At 75.8% G+C, this 23,248-nt stretch carries 26 protein-coding genes and 1 pseudogene; 16 read left to right on the top strand and 11 right to left on the bottom strand.

The genetic code is table 11. The features are described 5' to 3' along the window. Positions 1 to 19: 19 nt before the first annotated feature. Positions 20 to 1,180 carry a sensor histidine kinase gene (locus HDA31_RS11560; RefSeq protein WP_178065064.1) on the top strand — a complete coding sequence of 387 codons (1,161 nt, stop codon included), beginning with the start codon at positions 20 to 22 and terminating at the stop codon, positions 1,178 to 1,180. Continuing rightward, on the top strand, positions 1,177 to 1,782 hold the full coding sequence (locus tag HDA31_RS11555; RefSeq protein WP_178065063.1) for a response regulator transcription factor: 606 nt from the start codon (positions 1,177 to 1,179) through the stop codon (positions 1,780 to 1,782). The genes HDA31_RS11560 and HDA31_RS11555 overlap by 4 nt, the downstream gene beginning before the upstream one ends. A gap of 20 nt (positions 1,783 to 1,802) precedes the next feature. On the opposite strand, the gene HDA31_RS11550 is transcribed toward HDA31_RS11555, so the two are convergent. Next, positions 1,803 to 2,219 carry a GNAT family N-acetyltransferase gene (locus HDA31_RS11550; RefSeq protein WP_246383890.1) on the bottom strand — a complete coding sequence of 139 codons (417 nt, stop codon included), beginning with the start codon at positions 2,217 to 2,219 and terminating at the stop codon, positions 1,803 to 1,805. A 76-nt stretch (positions 2,220 to 2,295) separates the two neighbouring features. Between HDA31_RS11550 and HDA31_RS11545 the strand changes: the two genes are divergently transcribed. The 3 genes from HDA31_RS11545 (at position 2,296) to HDA31_RS11535 (ending at position 4,252) form a co-directional block, all read left to right on the top strand. Beyond that, entirely contained in the window at positions 2,296 to 2,772 is a 477-nt protein-coding gene (locus tag HDA31_RS11545; protein WP_178065061.1) for a macro domain-containing protein, read from the top strand. 50 nt (positions 2,773 to 2,822) lie between these two features. After that, positions 2,823 to 3,656: a hypothetical protein gene (locus HDA31_RS11540; RefSeq protein WP_178065060.1), complete on the top strand. Its 834-nt coding sequence runs from the start codon at positions 2,823 to 2,825 to the stop codon at positions 3,654 to 3,656. Positions 3,657 to 3,772: 116 nt separating this feature from the next. Then, positions 3,773 to 4,252: a hypothetical protein gene (locus HDA31_RS11535; protein WP_178065059.1), complete on the top strand. Its 480-nt coding sequence runs from the start codon at positions 3,773 to 3,775 to the stop codon at positions 4,250 to 4,252. Between the two features lie 74 nt (positions 4,253 to 4,326). On the opposite strand, the gene HDA31_RS11530 is transcribed toward HDA31_RS11535, so the two are convergent. Together HDA31_RS11530 and HDA31_RS11525 are read right to left on the bottom strand one after the other, a co-directional pair. Continuing rightward, positions 4,327 to 5,721: an FAD-dependent oxidoreductase gene (locus HDA31_RS11530; protein ID WP_178065058.1), complete on the bottom strand. Its 1,395-nt coding sequence runs from the start codon at positions 5,719 to 5,721 to the stop codon at positions 4,327 to 4,329. Positions 5,722 to 5,771: 50 nt separating this feature from the next. Next, positions 5,772 to 6,260: a GNAT family N-acetyltransferase gene (locus HDA31_RS11525; protein WP_260422037.1), complete on the bottom strand. Its 489-nt coding sequence runs from the start codon at positions 6,258 to 6,260 to the stop codon at positions 5,772 to 5,774. A gap of 73 nt (positions 6,261 to 6,333) precedes the next feature. On the opposite strand from HDA31_RS11525, the pseudogene HDA31_RS11520 reads away from it, so the two are divergent. The 4 genes and pseudogenes from HDA31_RS11520 to HDA31_RS11505 form a co-directional block, all read left to right on the top strand. Next, positions 6,334 to 6,669: pseudogene (locus HDA31_RS11520) on the top strand (ArsR/SmtB family transcription factor); the annotation flags it as partial. A 134-nt stretch (positions 6,670 to 6,803) separates the two neighbouring features. Further along, a complete protein-coding gene (gene arsB / locus HDA31_RS11515) occupies positions 6,804 to 7,871 on the top strand; it encodes an ACR3 family arsenite efflux transporter (RefSeq protein WP_178065056.1) in 1,068 nt (355 codons plus the stop codon). 35 nt (positions 7,872 to 7,906) lie between these two features. Further along, positions 7,907 to 8,314, top strand: coding sequence for an arsenate reductase ArsC (locus tag HDA31_RS11510; RefSeq protein WP_178065055.1), 408 nt, complete (start codon positions 7,907 to 7,909; stop codon positions 8,312 to 8,314). Between the two features lie 128 nt (positions 8,315 to 8,442). Beyond that, complete coding sequence (locus HDA31_RS11505; RefSeq protein WP_178065054.1) at positions 8,443 to 9,147, top strand: CBS domain-containing protein; 705 nt, start codon at positions 8,443 to 8,445, stop codon at positions 9,145 to 9,147. A gap of 66 nt (positions 9,148 to 9,213) precedes the next feature. Here HDA31_RS11505 and HDA31_RS11500 read toward each other — a convergent pair whose 3' ends face one another. Continuing rightward, complete coding sequence (locus HDA31_RS11500) at positions 9,214 to 10,563, bottom strand: MGH1-like glycoside hydrolase domain-containing protein (protein ID WP_376701378.1); 1,350 nt, start codon at positions 10,561 to 10,563, stop codon at positions 9,214 to 9,216. A gap of 280 nt (positions 10,564 to 10,843) precedes the next feature. Here HDA31_RS11500 and HDA31_RS11495 point away from each other — a divergent pair, with 280 nt between their 5' ends. Further along, the gene (locus HDA31_RS11495; protein WP_178065053.1) at positions 10,844 to 11,446 is read left to right on the top strand and encodes a class I SAM-dependent methyltransferase; all 603 of its coding nucleotides are present in this window, start codon (positions 10,844 to 10,846) and stop codon (positions 11,444 to 11,446) included. 80 nt (positions 11,447 to 11,526) lie between these two features. Here HDA31_RS11495 and eccB read toward each other — a convergent pair whose 3' ends face one another. Beyond that, the gene (gene eccB, locus HDA31_RS11490) at positions 11,527 to 12,936 is read right to left on the bottom strand and encodes a type VII secretion protein EccB (RefSeq protein WP_178065052.1); all 1,410 of its coding nucleotides are present in this window, start codon (positions 12,934 to 12,936) and stop codon (positions 11,527 to 11,529) included. A 168-nt stretch (positions 12,937 to 13,104) separates the two neighbouring features. Here eccB and HDA31_RS11485 point away from each other — a divergent pair, with 168 nt between their 5' ends. Further along, positions 13,105 to 13,374, top strand: coding sequence for a metal-sensitive transcriptional regulator (locus HDA31_RS11485; RefSeq protein ID WP_043968569.1), 270 nt, complete (start codon positions 13,105 to 13,107; stop codon positions 13,372 to 13,374). Positions 13,375 to 13,432: 58 nt separating this feature from the next. Here HDA31_RS11485 and HDA31_RS11480 read toward each other — a convergent pair whose 3' ends face one another. After that, positions 13,433 to 13,990, bottom strand: coding sequence for a histidine phosphatase family protein (locus tag HDA31_RS11480; RefSeq protein ID WP_178065051.1), 558 nt, complete (start codon positions 13,988 to 13,990; stop codon positions 13,433 to 13,435). A gap of 128 nt (positions 13,991 to 14,118) precedes the next feature. On the opposite strand from HDA31_RS11480, the gene HDA31_RS11475 reads away from it, so the two are divergent. The 4 genes from HDA31_RS11475 (at position 14,119) to HDA31_RS11460 (ending at position 16,217) form a co-directional block, all read left to right on the top strand. Then, complete coding sequence (locus tag HDA31_RS11475) at positions 14,119 to 14,580, top strand: helix-turn-helix domain-containing protein (RefSeq protein ID WP_246383888.1); 462 nt, start codon at positions 14,119 to 14,121, stop codon at positions 14,578 to 14,580. Next, entirely contained in the window at positions 14,573 to 14,941 is a 369-nt protein-coding gene (locus tag HDA31_RS11470) for a DUF4180 domain-containing protein (protein WP_074473198.1), read from the top strand. Before HDA31_RS11475 ends, HDA31_RS11470 begins: the two co-directional genes overlap by 8 nt. Positions 14,942 to 15,071: 130 nt before the next feature. Beyond that, positions 15,072 to 15,779 carry a polyamine aminopropyltransferase gene (locus HDA31_RS11465; RefSeq protein WP_246383886.1) on the top strand — a complete coding sequence of 236 codons (708 nt, stop codon included), beginning with the start codon at positions 15,072 to 15,074 and terminating at the stop codon, positions 15,777 to 15,779. 258 nt (positions 15,780 to 16,037) lie between these two features. After that, the gene (locus HDA31_RS11460; protein WP_074473522.1) at positions 16,038 to 16,217 is read left to right on the top strand and encodes a hypothetical protein; all 180 of its coding nucleotides are present in this window, start codon (positions 16,038 to 16,040) and stop codon (positions 16,215 to 16,217) included. Positions 16,218 to 16,223: 6 nt separating this feature from the next. Here the strand turns inward: HDA31_RS11460 and HDA31_RS11455 are convergent, their stop codons facing one another. The 3 genes from HDA31_RS11455 to HDA31_RS11445 all read right to left on the bottom strand — a co-directional run bounded on the left by HDA31_RS11455 (position 16,224) and on the right by HDA31_RS11445 (position 19,492). Beyond that, positions 16,224 to 16,919 (bottom strand): class I SAM-dependent methyltransferase, encoded by a 696-nt coding sequence (locus HDA31_RS11455; protein WP_178065049.1) that lies wholly within the window; start codon positions 16,917 to 16,919, stop codon positions 16,224 to 16,226. Positions 16,920 to 17,222: 303 nt separating this feature from the next. After that, positions 17,223 to 18,386: a fatty acid desaturase family protein gene (locus HDA31_RS11450; protein ID WP_178065048.1), complete on the bottom strand. Its 1,164-nt coding sequence runs from the start codon at positions 18,384 to 18,386 to the stop codon at positions 17,223 to 17,225. Positions 18,387 to 18,400: 14 nt separating this feature from the next. Then, positions 18,401 to 19,492: a ferredoxin reductase gene (locus HDA31_RS11445; RefSeq protein WP_178065047.1), complete on the bottom strand. Its 1,092-nt coding sequence runs from the start codon at positions 19,490 to 19,492 to the stop codon at positions 18,401 to 18,403. A gap of 84 nt (positions 19,493 to 19,576) precedes the next feature. On the opposite strand from HDA31_RS11445, the gene HDA31_RS11440 reads away from it, so the two are divergent. Continuing rightward, positions 19,577 to 20,806 (top strand): PucR family transcriptional regulator, encoded by a 1,230-nt coding sequence (locus tag HDA31_RS11440; protein WP_178065046.1) that lies wholly within the window; start codon positions 19,577 to 19,579, stop codon positions 20,804 to 20,806. 19 nt (positions 20,807 to 20,825) lie between these two features. Here HDA31_RS11440 and HDA31_RS11435 read toward each other — a convergent pair whose 3' ends face one another. Then, positions 20,826 to 21,773: an alpha/beta fold hydrolase gene (locus tag HDA31_RS11435; RefSeq protein ID WP_178065045.1), complete on the bottom strand. Its 948-nt coding sequence runs from the start codon at positions 21,771 to 21,773 to the stop codon at positions 20,826 to 20,828. A gap of 51 nt (positions 21,774 to 21,824) precedes the next feature. After that, positions 21,825 to 23,087, bottom strand: coding sequence for an MFS transporter (locus HDA31_RS11430; protein WP_219824905.1), 1,263 nt, complete (start codon positions 23,085 to 23,087; stop codon positions 21,825 to 21,827). Between the last annotated feature and the right edge of the window lie 161 nt (positions 23,088 to 23,248).

Genomic DNA, 23,248 nt, shown 5'->3' with positions numbered 1-23,248 from the left:
CGCCGCTACGGTGTCCGTCATGTCCGGTGCTGCGGTCGACGCGACGAGTCCGGTCGACCGCAGCACGCGACGCCGTGGGTTCGTCCTCGTGGCTGCCCACACGCTGTGGCTGTGGCTGCTGCTGCCGCCGGCCGCCGCGATCGCGCGGGGGCAGGTCCGGCCCGCGCCGGTGGCGGCGGCCGGGCTGGTCGTCTTCGCGCTGCTCTATCTCGTGCTGGTGGCGGTGCCGGTGGCCGGCCTGGCCGTCCGGCCGGCTCTGCACCACGCCGGGCTGGTCCTGCTCGCGCTGCTCGGGGTCGCGCTCGCCGCGACGTATGCCGGTGCCCCGCAGGGGTGGCTGGCCCTGCTGATGTACGTCTGCTCCGCGGGCGCCGTGGGGCTGATCCGGGCGAACCGGGCCTTCGCCTGGGTCGGCGGCAGCGTCGCCGCCGTGCTGGTGATCGGGGCCACGCGACGGTTGCCCGCTGACGACACCGCCAGGATCGCGCTGATCACCCTGCTCGCGGGTGCCATGACGCTGGCGTTCGCCCGGGTGGCCCGCCTGGTGGACGAGTTGCGCCGCACCCAGCGGGAACTGGCCCGCGCGGTGGTGGAACGGGAGCGGCTCCGGTTCGCCAAGGACCTGCACGACCTGCTCGGTCACACGCTGTCGCTGATGGTGGTGAAAGCCGAGGTGGCCCGCCGGCTCGCCTCGGCGGACCCGCACCGGGCCGCGGCGGAGGCGGCCGACATCGAGCGGATCGGCCGCACCGCGCTCACCGAGGTACGCGAGGCGGTCACCGGCTACCGGGAGCACAGCTTCGGCAGGGAACTGGACAACGCCCGGACCGTCCTGGCCGACGTCGGCATCACCGTCACCGTGCGAGGAGATGTCCATCGACTCGACGTCGAGGTCGACGACGCGTTCGGCTGGGTGCTCCGGGAGGGAGCGACGAACGTGCTGCGGCACAGCCGGGCCTCGCGATGCGACATCGGGGTCGACATCGACGCCGACGGGGCGGTGCTGACCATCCGGGACAACGGGGTGGGCGGTCGACCGGACCTTGGCAACGGCCTGCGTGGCCTCGCCGAACGGCTCTCACAGGTGGGCGGGACGTTGCAGGTCGGCCCGGCTCCCGGCGGCGGTCTGCTGCTCACCGGCCGGGTTCCCGCGCACCCGAGGGCGACGGGGACCGGATGATCCGGCTGCTGCTCGCGGAGGACCAGGGAATGATGCGTGGCGCGCTGGCCCTGCTGTTGAACCTCGAACCCGACATCGAGGTGGTGGCCCAGGTCGGAACCGTCGCCGAGGCGATGGAGGCGGCCCGCGACGTTCGTCCGGACGTGGCGCTGCTGGACATCGAGATGCCCGACGGCAGCGGCCTGGACACCGCGGCGATGCTGCGGGAACAGGTGCCCGACTGCCGGGTGCTGATCCTCACCACGTTCGGCCGGCCCGGCTATCTCCGACAGGCGATGGAAGCCGGCGCGGCGGGGTTCCTGGTCAAGGACGGCCCTGTCGAGCAGCTCGCGGTGGCCGTCCGGCGGGTGCTGGCCGGTCATCGGGTGATCGATCCGGCGCTCGCCGCGGCGGCGCTGGCGGCCGGCCCGAACCCGCTCACCTGCCGGGAGCGGCACGTGCTGACCGCCGCCGCAGACGGCGCCACGATCGCCGACATCGCCGCGCGCCTGCACCTGTCCGAGAGCACCGTCCGCAACTACCTGTCGGCCGCCATCGGCAAGACCGGCACCCGCAATCGGATCGAGGCGGCCCGCAGCGCCAGGGCCAACGGCTGGATCTGAGGCCCGGCCGGGCAGGGCGGTCAGCGCGGGGCGGGTGGCATCGGCTTGGTGCACAGCACGTCGGGCATCGGCAGGTAGCCGAGCGCCTGCCAGAATCGCAGCCCGGCCTCGTTGTCCGGCATTACCAGCAGGTTCACCCTCGGGCAGCCCAGCGCCGTGAAGCGCCGCTCCAGTTCGTCCACCATCCGGCTGGCGATGCCCCGACGCCGGTGTGCGGGGTGGACGGCGAGCCGGAGAAACCAGCCGCGTCGTCCGTCGTAGGCGCCCAGCACCACCGCCACCACGTCGCCGTGCGCCTCACCGACCAGGAACAGCTCGGGGTCCCGGGTGAGCTTGGCTTGCAGCTCGGGCCGGGGCACGACGTCGCGGCCGGCCGCGGTCCACACCGCCGCGACGGCGTCGTAGTCGTTCCAGCGGAACTGCCGGATGCGCAGCACGGCGTGTCTCCTCTCCCCGGTCATGCCTCTGAATAACGACGTCGACGGCAGGCCGTGCTGGTGGGAGCATCACCGGGTGGTACCACTGCGGATCATCAGGGGCGATGCGACCAGCCCACAGGCCAGGGGGCCGAAGATCATCGCCCACGTGTGCAACGACATCGGCGGGTGGGGCAAGGGCTTCGTCCTGGCCGTCTCCCGCCGGTGGCCGGAGCCCGAACGCGCCTACCGGCAGTGGCACCGCGAGCGCTCCGGCAACGACTTCGGCCTCGGCGCGACCCAGCTGGTCCAGGTCCGGCCCGACACGTGGGTGGCCAACATGGTCGCCCAGCGCGGCGTCCGCACCGGCAGCAACGGCCCCCCGATCCGGTACGACGCCGTCGAGCGCTGCCTCGACGCCGTCGCCGCGCACGCCACGCGGCTCTCCGCCAGCGTGCACCTGCCGCGCATCGGCTGCGGCCTGGCCGGCGGCCGGTGGGAGCGCATGGAGCCGCTCGTCGTCGCGGCCCTGTGCGACCGCGACGTCACCACCGCCGTCTACGACCACGACTGAGCGGTGGCCGCCGGTTCGGACATGTCAGGGACCGCAGCCATAATGCCCCCGTGTCGCATGCTGATCTCACGTGGTCCGCCTGGTCGGGCCTGTCCGACGAGGCCGCCGCCCGCACCGCCGCCGCCATCGCCCGCAGCACCGGAACGCGCCTCACCGGCGTCGGGCCGCACGCGTACGCGGGCCGGGGCGGCCGGGTCGCGTTCTTCGACCGCGACGGCGTCAGCTTCGCCCTCGTGCCGGGCGGCACCGCGCAGCTCGGCCACGACCCGGGCCGCTTCGTCCCCGACGCCCGGCTGCGCGCCGACTTCGCCGAGGCCAGCACGGAGTGGGCCCTCACCGAGCCGCTCGACCGTTTCCTGGCAGAGATGACCTCGCCGCCGCGTCGCGTGTCCCTGCCGGCCCGCCTCGTCGCGGTCCGCTCCGTGGAGGCCGACGCGCTGCTGCCCACCGACGACGAGGACGACCCCGAGGACGGCGACGAGGACGACGGCCACGCGTGGCTGATGGCCGGGCTCGACCGCCTCGGCCTGCGACCGCCGACTCCCGACGAGTGGGAGTACGCCTGCGGGGCCGGGGCCACCACCCTGTTCCGGTGGGGCGACGGCTATCCCGAGGGCCTGCCCTACGGCACGGTGCCGCTCATCCAGGAGCCGAACCTGTTCGGCCTGGTCATCGGCGACGACCCGTACCGCGCCGAGTTCACCACCGATCCGGCGGTCCTGTGCGGCGGCGACGGCGGCGCGTCGCTCTGCGGCGGCTACGGCAGCTTCCTGAGCTGGATCGTCCTCGCCACCGCCTACCGGGAGCGGGAGCTGGCGGGGACGGTGCACGACGGCGGGCTGCTCGGCGAGACGCCGCTGCGCCCCGTCGCGCCGATCCCCTGAGCCGGGTGCCGCTGGCCGGGGCACGCCGGCCGCCGGTCACCGCAGCACGGATGACCCGACGCCCTACGATCCATCGGGTACGGCCATCGCCCGTTCCCAGGCTCGGGGAAGGAACCGTGGACTCGTCCCTTGCGATCCTCATCGGCGGCACGGCGGTCTTCGCCGGCGGCGTCGGCTACCTGGTGGCCCGTCGGGACGCCGGCCGGCGGCGCGCCGGCCTGGCCGCCGTCGGGGCGGCCGGCGGCGTCGCCGCGGGCTTCCTCCTCATGCTGTACCTCGCGACAGTCGCCGTTCCCGCCACGGTGGGTCTCGTCGCGTTCCTCGCCGGCCTGGTCGCCTACCTGGCGTTCCGGCGCGACCTCGGCCGGCGGCGGGCCGCGCTGGCGGCGGCCGGCGCGGCGGCCTTCGTCGCCGCGGGTTTCCTGTTCGTGGTCTACCTCGCGGTGATCGCCTTCGTCGTCGCCGTCGGCGTCTACCTCCTGGCCCGGGACCGGCTGCGGATCAGCCAGGCGGTGATCCTGACGGGCACCACACTCGGCGGGCTGCTGGCCGCGTCCGCCCTCGTCTTCTGGGTCAGCCTGAGCTACGTGATGTGACCCGGAAGACGAGGGCGCACTGTCGCCGCGCCCCGGCCGCCCCCAGATCGAGGTGGCGGCCCACAGCGGCTGGGTCAGCCGGCGCAGCACCCGCCCGCGCCGGAGTCCACGGTGGCCAGTGGCAGCGCGGTGAGCAGCCCGCCGTGCAGGCCGGTGGCGAGCCCCCGGGCCGCCGGCTCCGGGGCGGGCCCGCAGCAGCCCTCGCCGTCGACGGAGTCGGCCGGGTCGCTGCTGCACACCCCGGTCTCGGGCAGTTCCAGCCGCACGTCGCGGGCCGCCGCCCAGTCCCCGGCGAGGGCGGCGACGACCGAGCGGACCTGCTCGTAGCCGGTGGCCATGAGGAACGTCGGCGCGCGGCCGTAGCTCTTCATGCCGACCGCGTAGTAGCCGGGCTCGGGGTGGCTCAGCTCGTCGACGCCGTGCGGCGGGACGGTGCCGCAGGAGTGCGCGTTGGGGTCGATGAGTGGGGCGAGGGCCCGGGTCGCGCCGAGCACCGGGTCGAGGTCGAGGCGCAGCTCGGCGGCGATGCCGTGGTCGGGGCGGAAGCCGGTGGCGGCGACGATCCGGTCGACGGTCACGGTCTCCTGCCCGCCGTCGGGGTGGCGCACGGTGACGGTGACCCGGTCGCCGGCCGGGTCGAGGGCGTGCACGGAGAAGCCGGTGAGCAGCCGGATCCGGCCCGCCTCGACGTGGGCGCGCAGCCGGGAGCCGAGGGCGCCCCGGGCGGGCAGCGCGTCGGCGTCGCCGCCGCCGTAGGCGCGGGTCGGCGAGGCCGCGCGGATCGCCCAGGTCACCTGCGTGCCGGGCGCGTCGGCGGCCAGCTCGGCGAGGGAGAGCAGGGTGTTGGCGGCGGAGTGGCCGGCGCCGACGACGAGGGTGTGCCGGCCGGCGAACCGCTCGCGGTCCGCGCCGAGCACGTCCGGCAGGGCACGTTCCAGGTACGCTCCGGCGGCCGCCTCGCCCCGGGCCGGCAGGCCGGAGGCCCCGAGCACGTTCGGGGTGCCCCAGGTGCCGGAGGCGTCGATCACCGCGCGGGCCAGCAGCTCCTCGCCGTCGGCGAGCCGGACGAGGAACGGGGCGTGCTCGCGGCCGGCGGTGCGCAGCCGATCCAGGCCGAGCCGCCCGATCGCCGTCACCCGGGCGCGCAGCCGCACCTGCGGTGCGATCTGCGGCAGCTCCGCGAGGGGCCGCAGGTACGCGTCGACCAGCTCGCCGCCGGTGGGCAGCGCGTCGGGGTCCGGTGCCGCCCAGCCGCTGTCGGCGAGCAGCCGGCGGGCGGCGTCGTCGATGTCGTAGCGCCAGGGCGAGAAGGCGCGCACGTGCCCCCACCGACGCACGGCCGCGCCGACGCTGTCCCCCGCCTCCAGGACGGTGCAGGGCAGGCCGCGCTCGTGCAGGTGCGCGGCGGCGGCGAGGCCGACGGGGCCGGCGCCGATCACCACGACGGGCAGGTCGTCGAGGACGGTCATGTAGGGCTCCTCAGGGTAGGTGTCGGATCAGCAGGGGTGATCAGCCGACGTCAGCCGACGACGGCGCTGCGGCGTTCGAGCAGCACCACGTCGCGCCAGCGGCCGTGGTGCCGGCCGACCCGTTCCCGCACGCCGATCACCCGGAAGCCGGCCCGCGCGTGCAGGGCGAGGCTGGCGGCGTTCTCCGGGAAGACCCCGGACTGGATGGTCCAGATCCCGGCGGCCTCGGTGCTGGTGATCAGCGCGTCGAGCAGCAGCCGGGCGATCCCTCTCCCCCGGGCCGCCGGGTCGACGTAGACGGAGTGCTCGACGACGCCGGCGTAGACGGGGCGGGTCGAGGTGGGCGACACGGCGACCCAGCCGAGCACGGCGTCGGCGGCGTCGACGGCGACGAGGCGGTGGGCGGGCAGCCGGGCCGCGTCGAACGCCGCCCAGGTGGGGGCGACGGTCTCGAAGCTGGCGTCGCCGCCCTCGAGGCCGGCCTGGTAGATGGTGAGAACCCGCTCGGCGTCGGCGGCGACCATGGCGCGGATCAGCAACTCGGCCTCCCTGTCTCGACATCCGTCGAAGCAGAGGCTTGCACGCTGATTAGACACCTGTCAACCTAGAGACATGTCGAAACAAGCGCCGGACCTGACCGCCGTGCCCTGCTGCGCGCCGCTGACGCAGCGCCGGTTGCCGACCGCGACGGCGGCGGCGCTCGCCCCGGCGTTCAAGGCGCTCGGCGACCCGGTGCGGCTGCAACTGCTGTCGATGATCGCCTCCGCCGAGGGCGGCGAGATCTGCGTCTGCGAGCTCACCCCCGCCTTCGACCTGACCGGGCCGACGATCTCGCACCACCTCAGGGTGCTGCGCGAGGCGGGCCTGGTCGACGCCGAGCGGCGCGGCACCTGGGTCTGGTACCGGGCCCGGCCGGCGATGCTGGGCCAGCTCGCGACGCTGCTCGCCGTCGCGCCGCCCGCCCGCGCCGCCAGGACCGCAGAGGCCACCGGGACCGTCGGGACTGCCGAGACCGGCGAAGCCGCCAGGACCGTCGAAGCCACCGAGGTCGCTCCGGCCGCCGGGGCGGCCCGGGAGTGCGCGTGAGCACCGTCCACGCCGACACCGCCGACACCGCGGTGGTCGCCCGGCTGTCCCGCCTCGACCGGCTCCTGCCCGTCTGGATCGGCCTGGCCATGGCCGTCGGCCTGCTGCTCGGCCGGGCCGTGCCGGGCCTGGCCGGGGCGCTCGACGCGGTGCAGCTCGGCGGCATCTCGCTGCCGATCGCCCTCGGCCTGCTGGTCATGATGTACCCGGTGCTGGCCAAGGTCCGCTACGACCGCCTCGACACGGTCACCGGCGACCGCCGGCTCCTCGTCTCCTCGCTGGCGCTCAACTGGGTCGTCGGCCCCGCGCTGATGTTCGCCCTCGCCTGGATCTTCCTGGCCGACCAGCCCGCGTACCGCACCGGGCTGATCATCGTCGGCCTCGCCCGCTGCATCGCCATGGTGATCATCTGGAACGACCTCGCCTGCGGCGACCGGGAGGCCGCCGCCGTGCTGGTCGCCCTGAACTCGGTGTTCCAGGTGCTCGCCTTCGGGCTGCTCGGCTGGTTCTACCTGGCCGTGCTCCCCGGCTGGCTCGGCCTGCCCGGTGCCGGGCTGGCGGTCTCGGGCTGGGACATCGCCCGCAACGTGCTCGTCTTCCTCGGCGTGCCGTTGCTCGCCGGCTGGCTCACCCGCCGCCTCGGCGAACGCGCCCGGGGCCGCGAGTGGTACGAGTCGCGCCTGCTGCCCCGGATCGGCCCCGCCGCCCTGTACGGGCTGCTGTTCACCATCGTCGTGCTCTTCGCGTTGCAGGGCGACGCGATCACCGGCCGCCCGCTCGACGTGGCCCGCATCGCGGTGCCGCTGCTGGTCTACTTCGCGCTCATGTGGGCCGGGGCGTACCTGCTCGGCCGGGCGGTCGGCCTCGGCTACGCCCGCACCACCACCCTCGCCTTCACCGCCGCCGGCAACAACTTCGAGCTGGCCATCGCCGTGGCCATCGGCACCTTCGGCGTCGCCTCCGGCCAGGCCCTCGCCGGGGTCGTCGGCCCGCTGATCGAGGTGCCCGTCCTCGTCGGCCTGGTCTACGTCTCGCTGTGGCTGCGCCGGCACTTCACCCACTGACCCCACCACACCCCAGCACCCCGGAGGAAACCACCGTGACCGACAAGCCCAGCGTCCTGTTCGTCTGCGTGCACAACGCGGGCCGCTCCCAGATGGCCGCCGGCTGGCTGCGCCACCTCGCGGGCGACGCCGTCGAGGTCCGCTCCGCCGGCTCCGCCCCCGCCGACACGGTCAACCCGGCCGCCGTCGAGGCCATGGCCGAAGTGGGCATCGACATCACCGACCAGCGGCCCAAACTCCTGGAGTACGCCACCGCCGAGTCCTCCGACGTGATCGTCAGCATGGGCTGCGGCGACGCCTGCCCCGTCTTCCCCGGCAAGCGCTACGAGGACTGGAAGCTCGACGACCCGGCCGGGCAGGGGGTCGAGGCCGTCCGGCCCATCCGCGACGAGATCCGCTCCCGGGTGGCGGCGCTGCTGCGCGAGCTGTCCCCCGCCCGCTGACGGGCCACCCGCCGGGACCTCCGGCCCGTGGAGTACGGGCAGGAGGTCCCCGCGTTCGCCGGGCCGGCCGGCCCTGCCCAGCACCACCCGCCCGTCCCTACCGTCGGGGTGGAACGAGGGAGGTCGCCATGCGGGCGTGGCAGGTGCGGGACGTGATGACGACGGACGTCGCGGCGGTACGCGAGGGCACGGCGTACCGGGAGATCGTCGACGTGCTCACCGGCTGGCGCGTCACCGCGGCGCCGGTGGTGGACGGCGCGCGGCGGGTCCTCGGGGTGGTCTCCGAGGCGGACCTGCTGCACAAGGTGGAGCTGCTCGGGCAGCCGCACGAGCGGCGGGTGTTCGTCGGCCGCCGGCACCGCGAGGCGCAGGTCAAGGCCGGGGCGACGCTCGCCGCCGACCTGATGAGCGCCCCGGCGGTCACCGTCGGGCCGGACGCGTCCTGCGTCGAGGCGGCGCGGCTCATGACCCAGCGGCACGTCAAGCGGCTGCCGGTGGTCGACGACCTGGGCCGGCTGGTGGGCATCGTGACCCGGGGCGACCTGCTCCGGGTGCACCTGCGCCCCGACGGCGACATCCGCGCCGACGTGGTGGGCGAGGTGCTACGCCGGACGCTGGGCGTGCGCGACGACGTCGTCGACGTCACCGTGCACGGCGGCGTGGTCACCCTCACCGGCCAGCTCGAACGCCGCTCCACGGTGCGCCTGGCGCTGCGGCTGTCCGCGCAGGTCAGCGGGGTCGTCGAGGTGGTCGACGCGCTCGGGTGGGCCGTCGACGACATCCCGCTGTCCGGGCTGCGGGTGGGCGGTGGCACCCCGGCGGGCGTGGCCTGAGCCCGGCCGCGGGTCCGCCCGGCTCGCCTGGACGGACCCGCGGCCGCCGTCGCGGACCGCAGGTGGTCAGGGCTCGGCGAGGACGTCGAGCAGCAGCGCGGCGGTCCAGCCGAACGCGGGCGAGCCGAGCCCGGCCCCGGTGTCGGGGTGGAAGTATTCGTGGCAGCCGGCGGTCGCGACGAGGTCGATCATCGAGTCGCGCAGCCCGGCGGCCAGGTCGAACCGGTGGTGGGCGCGCAGCCCCCGCCACAGCAGCCAGTTGAGGTTCTGCCAGCTCGGGCCCCGCCAGTAGCGCAGCGGCTCGAAGTCGGGCGCGGTGCGGTCGTGGCTGGGCAGCGGCCGGTCCATCCGGGCCGCCAGCCCGAACCGGGGCGAGCATGCCTCGGCGAGCAGCGCCGCGACCGGCCGGGCGGGCAGGCCGGGCAGCGCCAGGGGCATGAGGCCGAGCGCGGTGCGGGCCGGGACGAGCCGGCCGGTGCGCAGGTCCCGGGGGTGGAAGGTGCCGCCGACCGGGTCGTACAACCGGTCCACCAGGGCGGCGGTGATGCGGGCCGCGCGCTCGCGGTGCGGGCCCGGGTCGGCCCCGGTCTCGCGGGCGATGGCGGCGAGCGCGTGCTCGGCGAGCCCCAGCGCCGTGTTCACCAGCGGGCACTCCACCAGGAACGGGTGCCGCCCGCCGAGCCCGTCGTCGCGGTATCCGCCCGCGCGGTAGGCGTCGACCAGCGCGACGTAACGCGCGTAGTCCAGGTCCGTGGGGCGGTGCGCGGCGTCGGCGTGGTCGGTGTCGTGCCGCTGGTACGCCCGCATGACCGCCACGTCGGCGGGCACCGCGGCCAGCGGCGGGTCCCAGGCGGGGCTGTTGTCCAGCCCGGACTCCCACGGGTGCACGATGCTGGCGAGCCCGGCCCCACCGACGTCGCGCCGGCCGGTGAGGTAGCGCTGCCAGGCGACCAGCCGGGGATAGAGCCAGGCCAGCTCGGCCCGGCTGCGCTCCGACGGCGCCCGGCGGTGCACCAGCCACGCGGCGAGGGCGTGCACGGGCGGCTGGACGATGCCGGAGGTGGCCACGGCGGGCGCGCCGGCCACCCGCGCCGAGTCCCAGAAGGCGGGCCCCGGGAAGTAGGACCCGGCCCGCAGGGCGGGGTTGAACACGATGTGCGGCACCCGCCCGTCGGCCCACTGGGCGGCGAACAGGGTGCGCAGCTCCCGCCAGGCCCGGTCGGGGCGCACGTGGGACAGGCCGACCGCGATGAACGCCGAGTCCCAGCTCCACTGGTGCGGGTAGAGGGTGCGCGACGGGACGGTGTGGTCGTGCTCCCAGTTGCCGTCGAGGGTGGCCACGGCCAGCCGCCACAGCGCCCCCGCGTCGCGGGCGCGGGCCGGCGCGCCGCCGTCGGCGGCGGTGCCGGTGCTCACGCGGCTGCCCGCGGGGGGCCGGCGAGCAGCCGCACGGCGACCGCCGGGCGCAGCGCCGGTGCCGGTGCCGGTGCCGGTGCCGGTGCCGGTGCCGGTGCGCCGCGCAGTCGGCCGGCGAGTGAGACCACCCAGTTGATCATGACCCACTCCCGGTAGCGCCGAGTTCCAGCATAGAGCAGAAAATCGGCATATGTCTTGTTATTGATCAATCTACACCTCTGCTGCGGGGCCGGACGGGCTGGCCACGGGGGCGTCGGGCCGGGTCGGCTAGCGTGGGGCGATGGCTAACCCGACCCGCTGGGTGACCGACACCGGCCCCGAACACTCGCAGTGGTATGTCGACCGGTTCCGCCGGCTGGCGGCCGAGGGCGCGGACCTGGCCGGCGAGGCCCGGCTGCTGGACGCGATGGTGCCGCCGCGCGCCCGCGTGCTCGACGCCGGCTGCGGTACCGGCCGGGTGGGCGCGGCGCTGCACGCCCGGGGCCACCTGGTCGTGGGCGTCGACGCCGACCCGGTGCTGGTCGAGGCGGCCCGGGCGGACCACCCCGGCCCCCGCTGGCTCGTCGGCGACCTGGCCGAGCTGGACCTCGCGGCGGCCGGGGAGCCCGAGCCGTTCGACGCCGCCGTGCTGGCCGGCAACGTGATGGCGTTCGTCGCCCAGGGCACCGAGCGGCAGGTGCTCGGCCGGGTCGCCGCGCACGTGCGCCCCGACGGGGCGGTGGTGGTCGGCTTCGGCACCGACCGGGGCTACCGGCTCACCGACTTCGACGCCGACGCGGTCGCCGTCGGCCTCCGGCCGGAGCACCGCTTCGCCACCTGGGACCTGCGGCCGTGGCGCGACGACGCCGACTTCGCCGTCACCGTGCTGCGCCGCCCCGCCTGACCGGGGTGCCGCCAGCCTGGGCGGCGGGGAGGTGAGCGGGGAACCCTTCTCTACCGTAGGCGTTAACAGGGGGCCCTTCCTTACTCGCCGGCCGAGCGGGCCGCCGCCGGGTCGAGCGGGCTGCCGGCCGGCACGAGACTCACCAGGCCGGCGGGCAGCCGGACGGGACGCACGTCCCGGTAGCCGAGCATGCCGAGCACGGCGGGGTCGGCCAGCACGTACCGGCGGCCGAGGTCGGTGACCACGCAGAGCGCGCCGCCGGTGGCCCCCGGGGCGGCGACCGACTCCACCACCGCGCCGTGCCCGGGCTCGACCACGACGTGATCGGCGACCGCCGGCCCGCCCGCCGCCTGCGGGCTGTCCGACAGGTCGGGCAGGGTGACGCCCAGCCGCACGTCGCCCACCCCCGCGTCGTCGCCGGCCCCCGCGTCGTCGCCCACCCGGACGCAGAGCGCCCCCGGGTCCGCCGCGGCGAGCCGGGGCGGGGCCGGCGGCGGGGCGGCGGGCCCGGTCGGCACCAGGTCCGGCAGCTTGGGCAGGGCGGCGAACCGGCCGAGGGTCATCGCCTCCGGCTCGCCCTGGCCGGTGCGGGCCAGCAGCAGGGTGGCCTGCAACTCGGTGACGCCGGCGAGGCCGCCGGTGAGGGCCACGGCGTACTGGCGGCCGCCGCCGGAGTTGCGGACGAGGAAGACGTCGCCGACCGCTGCGCCGGGCACCCGGGGCGAGGGTTGGCCGAGGCCGGGCAGGTCGGGCGGGGCGAGGTCGGCCCCGGCCGGGATGCTGTTGATCAGGGCGGGCGCGGCCGGCACCGCCCGCTGCCGGGTGGCGGCGAGCGCGGCGAGCACCCGGCCGGCGTCGCGCAGCAGGTAGCGGCGGGCGTGCCAGACCAGGTGCAGCCCGCCGTCCGGGTGGCGCAGCAGGATCGCGTCGTCGCCCAGGGCCTGACCGCCGGTGGCGGCCGTGCCGATCAGCACGGCCGACCGGGGGGCGGCGGGCTCGGCCCCGGCGGCGGCGCGTTCGGCCGCCGGGGCGGCCGAGCAGACCGTCCACCCGGCGGTGGACAGCCGGGCCCGGTCGGGCAGCGAGTCGGGCGCGTCGGGGATCCCCAGCGGCAGCCCGCGCGGCACGCCCTCGATCGAGCGGCGGGACACCAGCACGGTCTTCGCCCGCTCGGCGCCGATGATCAGCAGGGCGGAGGCATAGTTGAGCACCGGGTGCAGCTTCTGCTCGCGGTAGACGAACCGGGCGCCGGACTCCTTCTCCACGATCACCGCGCCGGCGTCGCGCCACCTGGTGCCGCCGCCGGCGAACAGGCCGTAGAGGGCGAAGCCGCCGAGGGCGATCGCCGCGACCAGGACACTGGCCAGCCCGGCCCCGGCCAGCCGCCGAAACGGCGACCGCGCCGGGTCGGTCTCCCGCATCACCAGGGCGGCGACCGCCCGCTGCACGGTGAACTGGTACGAGTGAAGCTGGTCCTGCCGCGACGGCATGCGGTCCCCTCCGACGGGTCGGTCGGGGCACAGGATAGACGCTGCGTCGACACCCCGGAGACCCTCCGCCACCGGGTGCCGGCCGCGCGGGAAGATCGTCTGGCGGGCCGCGAAACGGTGGTCGCCTCGTACCCCCCGGGGTACCCTTCTCCGCGGAGGTGACGCAAGGTGAAGCTGCGACCGGAGATGACCGCCGACGCCCTGACCCGCCTGAAGCGGGCCCGGGGCCAGCTCAACGCCGTGATCGACATGATCGAGTCGGGGGAGGACTGCCGCGCCACGCTGACCCAGCTCGCCGCGGTCTCCAAGGCCCTCGACCGGGCCGGCTACAAGCTGATCGCGTCCGGGATGCGGCACTGCAACGCCGCCCGCGACCGGGGCGAGGACCCGGAGATGACCGAGGAGGAGCTGGAGAAGCTCTTCCTGGCCCTGTCCTGACTCCCCCGCCGGCCCTGCCCTGATCCCCCGCGCCCGGCGGGCCGACCCCGGGCGCGGGTCAGGCGCGGGCGGGGTGACGGCTGCCGGTGTCGTACTCCCAGCCCTCGCGCCAGGCGAACCCGTCCGTGATCAACTCCTCCAGCGGCACGCCGTCGAGCAGGTGGTCCAGCGCCCACCGCGTCGCGACGTGCCCGATCACCAGGATCCGACGCTCGTGCCAGCGCAGCGGGACGTCGTCGAGGAAGCGCCCGGCCCGCAGCACGGCCTGCCGCCAGCTCTCGCCGCCCGGGTAGGGCGAGTCGAGGTGGCGGGCCCGGCCCTGGTGCAGCTCCGCGGCGGACGTGCCGTTGCGGTCGCCGTAGTCGCACTCGCGCAGCCGCCAGTCGTGCAGGATCGGGATGCCGACGCCGCCGAAGGCCACCTCGGCGGTCTCCACCGCCCGGCGCAGGTCCGAGGTGAAGACGGCCGCGATGCCGTCGGCCCGTCTGCGCTCGCCCAGCTCGGCGGCCAACGCCCGGCCGCGCGCGGACAGCCGCCCCGGCAGCCAGCCGGTCGCCACCCCCCGGTCGTTGTCCTCACTCCAGGAATGGGTCTCGAAGACGATCCGCGTCGACATGGATCAAGGCTAGGGGCCCGACAGCGGCAGAGGTTGCCGTCAAGTGACAGCCATGTGAGCGAAACCGACCCCCGGCCGGCGGAATAAACGTTCCCTATCTTTCCCTGTTCGGGATACGCTAGGGAGCGATGAGTGAGGAAATGTACTCGGTCGAGCAGGTCGCCGACCTCCTCGGCCTGCACGTGCGCACCGTGCGCGGTTACATCCGCGCCGGCCGGCTGCGGGCGACCCGGATCGGCAAGCAGTACCGGATCGCCCGCGCCGACCTCGACGCGCTCACCGGCCGCCCGCCGACCCCGGCGGCCGGGAGCGCCGCGCTGGAGGTGTCGAGCATCGTGCAGGTCGACGGCGTCGACCGGGCCACGGCCGACCGGCTCGGCACGGTCGTGCTGGCTGGGGCGAACAACGGCTACGACCTCGCGCGCCCGCTGCGGGTGCAGGTGGTCCACGACGCGGAACGGAACCGGATGAAGATCGTGATCCTGGGCGGCGCCGCCGCCACGGCCGACCTGCTGCGCCTGCTCGACGCCGTGCTCGACGCCAACAGCGGCCTGCTCGGCCGCGAGGAAGGGAAGGTGGGAGATGCCTGACGAGGTGCGGGAGCTGGCCGGGGTGCCGGTGCTGGTGTGCGACCCCGACGGCCCGCTGGTCGCCACCGAGCAGGACGCGCTCGACCTGATCGGCGCGGCCTTCCTCGGCGCGCAGGTGGTGGCCGTGCCCGCGAACCGGCTGCCCGAGGGGTTCTTCTCGCTCGGCACCCGGTTCGCCGGCGACGTCATGCAGAAGTTCGTCAACTACCGCCTGCGCCTGGCCGTCATCGGCGACATCTCCGAGCGGCTGGCGCGCAGCCCGGCGCTGCGCGCCCTGGTGCACGAGTCCAACCGGGCCGACCACGTGTGGTTCCTGCCCGACCTCGACGCGCTCGACGCCCGGCTGCGCGCCGCCTCCTGAGCGGTCCCGGCCCGCCCCGGGCCGCCCGGCGCGGGCGCGCCGCGTACCGGATGGCGGTTGTTGCGGCGGCCGGGCCCGCGCGGGCGGTAACATCCGCTCGGACCCGGCCGAAGTGAGGAACCGCGTGGGCGTGCGATTCGAGGAACTGGCCTGGCGGGAGACCCCGATCGGCGAGATCAGCCTGCGCCGTCGGCACGACCCCGCGCTGGACCGCGAGGTCTACGAGGTCAAGCTCGACGACGAGTTCCTGATGTCCAGCCTCTTCCCCGTCGCGGAGATCGAGCTGGCCCGGCTCGGGCTGGCCCCGCTGCGCGGCACGGGGCTCGACGTCGTGGTGGGCGGCCTCGGCCTCGGCTACACGGCCCGCACCGCCCTGGAGGACCCCCGGGTGGCCTCGCTGCTGGTGGTGGAGGCGATCGAGGACGTCATCGACTGGCACCGGCGCGGGCTGCTGCCGTTCGCGGCGGGGCTGGCCGACGACCCGCGCACCCGGTTCGTCCGGGCGGACTTCTTCGCGGCCGTGGCCGACGGGGCGGGCTTCGACCCGGACTCGCCCGGCCGCCGGTTCGACGCCATCCTGCTCGACGTGGACCACTCGCCCCGGCACGTGCTGCACCCGAGCCACGCCCCGTTCTACACCGACGAGGGCCTGCGCCGCCTCGCCGGCCTGCTGCACCCCGACGGGGTCTTCGCGCTCTGGTCCAACGACCCGCCGGACCCGGACTTCCAGCGGGTGCTCACCGGGGTGTTCCCGACCTCCCTGGCCCACGTCGTCCGCTTCCCCAACCCGTTGCAGGGCCGGGAGTCGGCCAACACCGTCTACGTCGCCCGTCGCTAGCCCGCCCGGCCGACGCTAGCCCGACCGGCCGACGCCGGCCGACGCGGTCCGGTCCGGCGGCGGGCGGACGGGCAGGCACCGGGCGGGCCCGGCCCGCCGGGCGGGGCGTCGGCGAGAGTCGGCGGGCGCGGTCCCGGCGGGCATGGTCCCGGCCGAACCGGGAAAGGCGTCTGGGCCGCTCGCGCGGCGGACGCCCCGGTGGGCCGGGGCGTCCGGGGCGTCCGACCGACGGGGCCCTCCGGTCAACGGGAGGTGGACATGCGCGCCATGCTCTGGGTCGTCGGCGTCGTCGCCGGCGCGCTCGTCCTGCTGGGGCTGCTGCTCGAAGCGGTCCGCTGGCTGGTGATCATCGGGGTGATCGCGCTGCTCGCGGTGATCGTGTTCGCGTTCGTCAAGGGCCGCCAGACGGTGCAGCACCGGCACTCGGCGCGCCGCTGAGCACGATCAGCGCCGACGGCGGGCCCTGACGACGACGTCGTGCAGGGTCACCGGGTGGCCGCCGGGGCCGGTCACGGTCCGGCGCGACTCCTGCGCGGTCACGATCTCCCACCCGGCCGGGTCGAGACGCGCGGTGATGTCGGCGGCGGTCACGGACGCCGCGGCGGGCGGCCCGGTCTCGCCCGCCCCGGGGCCGCCGCCGTGCCCGTGACCGGGGCCACCGCCGGGCCCGTGATCGTGGCCGTGGCCCGCCGTGGCGTGCCGGCCGTGGTGCTGGAGGTGGCCGACGATGAACAGGGTGCCGCCGGGGGCGACCCAGGACGCGACGCGCTCGTAGAAGTCCAACTGCGGCATCGCGGGATGCGCGTAGTGCGTGGTCACCAGGTCGTACCGGACGGGCGGCTGCCAGGTGGACAGGTCCGCCTCGACCCAGCGCACCCTGCCGGCCACGCCGGCGGCGGCCCGGCCGGCCGCGCGCGCCAGCGCCCCGGCGGCGACGTCGGCCGCGGTGACCCGCCAGCCGCGGGCGGCCAGCCAGATCGCCTCGGCCCCCGCCCCGCACCCCGCCTCCAGGGCCGTCCCAGGCGTCAGGCCGTCGACCTCCCGCACCAGATGCGGGTTGGCCCCGGCGGCCGCCATGGCCGGGGCCCGGTCGCCCTGCCAGATCTGCTCCCAGTACCCCTTGTCGAACGCGTGCGTCATCGGGCCCCGCCCTCCGCACGAGGCGCCCGGGTCGCGGTCACGGCGGCACCCGGCCGGGCCGCGCCGCCTCCCGCCGCGACCGCGCCGCGACCGGCGCTCGTCTCATCTGCCACTGGCTGACCTCCCGTCGAGAGCCCGGCTGCCTTCGGCACCCGGCCCGTCGAGCATGCGGAGTACGCCGATGCGGTGACAAAGATCCTTGCCGAATGGCAAAACGCCCGCGGCGTCGGACGCCCGGAGCAGCGCGCCGGCAGCCCGCGCCCGGACCGGCCGGGTTCGGGAGGCCGCGTCGGCGCCGGCCGCTCAGGCCGACGAGGTCGCCAGGGCGTCCTGCCGCTCCTGCGGCGCGGCGGCCGGCGGGGTGGCGGCGGGGGGCTCGGTCGCCCGGTTGGGCAGCGAGAGCCGGATGACCTTCCACCAGGCGGAGACGACCTGCTTCGGCAGCGCCCCGGTGGTGTACGTCAGCCCGTACCTGGCGAACAGCGCCCGCACCTCGGGGGCCACCTCCTGGTAGCGGCAGCTCGGCAGGTCCGGGAAGAGGTGGTGCTCGATCTGGAACGACAGGTTGCCGGTCATGATGTGCAGCAGCCGGCTGCCGCTGATGTTGGCCGAGCCGAGCATCTGCCGCAGGTACCACTCCCCCCGGGTCTCCCCCTCGATGGAGGTCTTCTCGAAGGTCTCCACCCCCTCCGGGAAGTGCCCGCACATGATCACGGAGTGGCTCCACAGGTTGCGGATCAGGTTCGCGGTGAACGTGGCCGCGAGGGTGCTGAGGAACGACGGCCCCGACAGCAGCGGGTGGATGACGTAGTCCTTGAGGAACTGGCGGCGGATCTTGCGGCCGACCGCCCGGGCGCGGGCCCGGAACTCGGGGGCCTTGTGCCGGCCCTTGCGCAGGTTGTGGCCCAGCTCCAGGTCGTACGCGGCGATGCCGTACTCGAAGAAGCAGGCGTTGACCAGGTTCCACAGCGGCTGGCCGAGGTGGACGGGGTGCCAGGGCTGGTCCTCGTCGACGCGCATGATGCCGTACCCGAGGTCGTTGTCCTTGCCGAGCACGTTGGTGTACGTGTGGTGCAGCTGGTTGTGCGAGTGCTTCCACTGCTCGGCGGGGGAGACGTGGTCCCACTCCCAGGTCGTCGAGTGGATCTTCGGGTCGCGCATGAAGTCGTACTGGCCGTGCAGGACGTTGTGGCCGATCTCCATGTTCTCCAGGATCTTGGCCACGGCGAGGCCGAGGGTGCCGACGACCCAGGCCGGCGGGAACAGCGAGAACAGCAGCACCGCCCGGCTGCCCAGCTCCAGCCGGCGCTGGGTGGAGATCACCTTGCGGATGTAGGCCGCGTCGGCCGCACCGCGGCTGGCGAGCACCCGGTCGCGGATGGCGTCGAGCTCCCGGCCCAGCTCCTCGATGTCGGCGGCGGTGAGGTGGGCGATCGGGTTGTGGGCCTTCTTCTGGATGGCGGTCACGTCCGGTTCTCCTGTCAGAGGTCGATGTCGCAGGTACCGGCCGCCGCCGACACGCAGGTCTGGATGAGCACGCCGTCGCCGGGGACGGCGGTGGTGATCTCCCCGTTGCGCAGGTCCCGGACCGCGCCCTGGCGCAGCGGCACCACGCAGCCGAAGCAGATGCCCATCCGGCACCCGGACGGCATGAGCACCCCCGCGTCCTCCCCCGCGTCGAGCAGGGGGGTGCCGCCGTCGGCGGCGACGGTGACCCCGGCGCGGGTGAAGGTGACGTCGCCACCCGTGCCCGGGGAGATCACCGTGGGCCGGAACCGCTCGGTGTGCAGCCGGTCGGCCGCCCCGTGGGCGGCCCAGTGGGTCTCGACCGCGTCGAGCAGGCCCACCGGGCCGCATGCCCAGGTCTGCCGGTCGAGGTGGTCGGGCACCAGGTCGGCCAGTTCGGCCACGCCGAGCACGCCGTCGGTGTCGGTGTGCCGCTCGACGAGGCGGATCGCGCCCCGCGCGGCGAGCCCGCGCAGCTCGGCGGCGAAGATCACGTCGTCGGCGGTGGGCGCGGAGTGCACCAGCACGACGTCCGCCGAGACGGGCACGCCGCCGCGCAGCATCCCCATGACCGGGGTGATGCCGCTGCCGGCGGTGAGGAAGAGGACCCGCTGCGGCGCGGTCGCGGGCGCGACGAAGTCGCCCTGGGCCTGGTCGAGCTGGACCAGGGTGCCGGGCCGGACCCGGCGGACCAGGTGGTTGCTGACCCGGCCGTCCGGGATCGCCTTCACGGTGACCGAGATCAGGCCGTCGCGGCGGCCGGGGGCGGAGGTCAGCGAGTAGGCCCGCCACTGGCGGACCCCGTCGACGTCCACGCCGAGGCGGACGTACTGCCCGGGGGTGTGCCCGCGCCAGCCCCGGCCGGGCCGGATGGTCACCGTCGCCGCGTCCCGCGTCTCCGGTCGGACGTCGAGGATCCGCCCGCGCAGGGCCGCGCCGGAGCGCAGCGGGGCGACCAGGTCGAGGTAGTCGTCGGGCAGCAGCGGCGTGGTGACCGTCTCGGCGAGCCGGAACAGCCTGTCCCGGACGCTGCGGCGGCCGGACGGACGCGGGACGGTGGTGGTCATAGGACCAGGGTGGCGGACACGATCGCATAACATCTTGGCCAAGAAAGATGAAAGCCCTGCAGGGTTTTGTTCCGGGAGAACAAGATGTCGGATGAGTCCGGGACCGGTCGCCGCGCGGCCCACCTCGCGCTGGACGCGCCGACGGCCGCCCGGCTGCTCGCCGTGCTGCCGGCGGTCGCCGAGCGCACGGTCACCGCGATCACGGCCGAGGTCCCGGCCTACTCGGGCACCCTCACCGGGCAGATGCGAGCCAAGATCGAAAACGCGGTGCGCATCGCGTTGGGCACCTTCCTCCAGCTCGTCGGCCGTCCCCAGGCCGCAGCCGACCCGAGCACCCCGCTGGCGCCCGCGCTGGAGGCGGCGTACGCCCTCGGCAGCGGCGAGGCCCGCTCCGGCCGCAGCATGGACGCGCTGCTGGCGGCGTACCGGGTGGGGGCGCGGGTGGCCTGGCGGGAGGTCTCCACCACCACCGTGCGCGCCGGGCTCGCGGCGACGACGGTCGCCGAGTTCGCCGAGCTGATGTTCGCCTACATCGACGAGCTCTCCGCCGCCAGCGTGGCGGGGCACGCCGACGAGCTGGCCAGCGTGGGCCGGGCCCGGCAGCGCTACCTGGAGCGGCTGGCCCAGCAGCTGCTGGCCGGCGAGGCCGAGGACGTGCTGCGCCGCAGCGCCGCGCGGGCGGACTGGCCCCCGCCGCAGACGCTGACCGTCGTGCTGCTGCCCCGCAGCGGCCTCCGCACGGTGCTGACCGCGCTGAGCCCGCAGACGCTGGAGAGCGGGGAGGACGTGCCCGGGACGGAACCGGCCGAGGAGCTGGCCGTGCTGCTGGTGCCCGACGTCCACGGCGGCCGGCGGCGGCAGCTGGCCCGCATGCTGCGCGGGCACCGGGCGGTGCTGGGCCCGGCCCGGCCGTGGCACCGGGTGGCCGGGTCGTACGAGCGGGCCGCCCGCGCGCTGTCGCTCGGGCTGCCGCGCGACGACGCCGATGCGCCCCTGGACACCGAGCGGCACCTGGCGCGGCTGCTGCTCAGCACGGACCCGGAGGCCCTGGCCGACCTGCGCGCGCAGGTGCTGGAGCCCTTCGCCGCGCTGCCGCCGGCCACCGCCCACCGGCTCGCCGAGACGCTGCGGGCCTGGCTGCTGCACCAGGGCCGCCGCGACGACGTGGCGGCGGCCCTGTTCGTGCACCCGCAGACCGTGCGCTACCGGATGGCGCAGGTGCGGGAGCTGTACGGCGACCGGCTGCTCGACCCGCAGACCGTGCTGGACCTGACGCTCGCCCTGGCGGTGCTGCCGCCCGAGGAGGGCGGCTGAACGGGTTCGCGCGTCACCGCTAGCGCACCGGACGCGGCGGGCTCGACGCGCGGAGGATGAGCGCGACCGCCTCCCGGGCGGAGGTGGCCCGCGCGGGCGGACCGACCAGGTGGTCGAGGGCCCTACGCCAGGACTGCGCCACCAACAGGTGACCGGCGTCCGGCACGACCTCCAGCCGGGCGTCGGGCAGCGCGTCGCGCCACCAGCGGCCGTGCTCGGGGCCGGCGAGGGCGTCCCCGGCCCCGTAGAGCAGCAGGGTGTCCGCCCGCACCTGGTCGGGCGTGAAGCCCCAGGGGCGCAGCGAGTAGCCGGCGACGTCGTCCGCGAGGCCCCGCGTGCCCTGGGCGAACGCCTCGGCCAGCAGGTCGCCGATCCGCGCCGCCGTGGCCGGGTCGGCCAACGCGGCCTCGTCGGCCCGGTTCGCGCCGAGCAGCCGCGCCGCGGCCGGGTCCCGAGGGTCGGCGGGCACCAGGGGGGTCAGCGCGGCGTCCAGCGCGGCGCGGACGTCGGCGACGGGCCGGTCGCGCAGCGCCGCGAGCATGTCCCGCTGCCCGGGGTCGAGCCAGGGCACCTCCTCGTCGGGGGCGGGGGTGGCCAGCACGGCCACCCGGCGCACCAGGTCGGGCCGGCGGGCCGCGAGGGCCAGCGCGACCCGTCCACCGGCCGACCAGCCGGCGACGGCGACCCGCCCGAGGCCGCGCTGGTCGATCAGCTCGGCGAGGTCGTCGGCGGCGGCCGGCACGTCGGACCAGCCGGTGGCCGGCTCGGAGCCGCCGTAACCGGGCCGGTCCGGGGCGAGGAGGGTCACCCCGGCGAGGCGCGTGGCCGCGGGATCGGGGTCGAAGGCCCCGGAGCCCGGGGCCGGGTGACAGAACACCACCACCCGACGGCCGGTGTCCGCACCGGAGCGGTGCACCGCCATCCGGCGGCCGTCCCTGAGCGTGATCATCTCCCCGGTGCTGGACATGCGGCCGATTCTGACAGCGACGGGCCGGGCCGAAGACGGTACCGCGGGAGGTCACCCGATCGGGTGACCGGCGGCGGGGCCGGCCCGGCGCACGGCGGTGCCCAGGGCGGCGACCGCGACCGTGACCCCGCCGGCACCGGCCACGACGAAGGTCACCGGCGCGCCGTGGCGCTGGGCCAGCCAGGTGAACGCCGCCGCGCCGATCCCACCGAGGGAGAAGTGGATCGTCCAGAACGCGGCGGTGACCCGGCCGAGCAGGTGCTCCGGCGTCACCTCCTGGCGCAGCGACAGCGAGCAGATGCCGCCGACGCCGAGGCAGCCGAAGTAGACGGCCACCAGCGCGCCGACCTCGGCGGGCCGGCGGGTCGACGCGAGGGCCGCGACCGCGCCGCCGGTGGCCGCCGTCGCGCCGATCCAGCACGCCCCGAACCCGAACCGCCGGCGCAGCCGCGCGACGACCAGCGAACCGGTGACCGTGCCCGCGGCGCCGGCGGCGAGCACCAGGCCGACCGTCCCGTCGGGCTGGTGCAGGCCGTGCTTGAGGTGGTAGACGACCACGTCGTCCATGCCGTAGGTGAACAGCAGGAAGACGGTCAGCAGCGCGGTCAGCGGGCGCAGCACCCGGTGACGCCACAGGAACCGCGCCCCGGCGAGGAACTCCGTCCACGGCCCGGCGCGGCCCGCCGCGCCGGCGGGGGCGGCGCTGCGCGCGGGAAGCCGGACCAGCGTCAGCAGCGCCCCGGAGACGCCGAAGCTGGCGGCGTCGACGGCGAGCGCGCCCGCCGGGCCCCACCAGCCGGACACGGCACCGGCCAACGCGGGGCCGGCGACCGCCGCGAGCGCGGTGCCGGCGTACAGCCGGCCGTTCGCCCGGGTCAGCTCCGGGCCGGCGACCAGGCCGCGCACCGCCGTGACGGCGGCGACCTGGAACACCATGCCGATCGCCGCGGCGAGCGGCAGCAGCACGAACAGCGGCCAGATCGGCGGGGTCGGGGCCAGCCACCACACCAGCGGGGCCGCCGCGAGCAGCAGCATCCGCGCCACGTCCGCGCCGACCAGCAGCGCCCGCCGGTCGAAGCGGTCCACGACGACGCCGGCGAACAGGCCGGCGACCACCGAGGCCACGCCGGACGCGCCGGTGAGCAGGCCGGCGGTGGCGATCGAACCGGTCGCGTCGAGCACCAGCAGCGGCACGGCGAGCTGGGAGAACGAGTCGCCGAGCACGGAGAGGACCTGGGCCGCCCAGAGCGCGCGGAAGCCCCGGCCGCGCCCGTGCGGCGCGGGCGCGACGGGCGTCGACGTGGTCACGCTCACCGGGCAGAGGGTAGCCCACCGCAGCGGGCCGCGCGGGGCACGGGAATCGCGGCGAAATCCATTCACGAATGCTTCGGCCGCCGCCTCTTTCGCGTTTCGCGGCCGAGTCGTCTTTCTTACAATGGTCAATTCCGCGCCCCACCGTCGAAAGACTCTGCGAA

The organism is Micromonospora carbonacea, from assembly GCF_014205165.1.
Classification (GTDB): domain Bacteria; phylum Actinomycetota; class Actinomycetes; order Mycobacteriales; family Micromonosporaceae; genus Micromonospora; species Micromonospora carbonacea.
The sequence above is the reverse complement of the archived record's forward strand: the minus strand, read 5'-3'. Positions and strand labels throughout refer to the sequence as shown.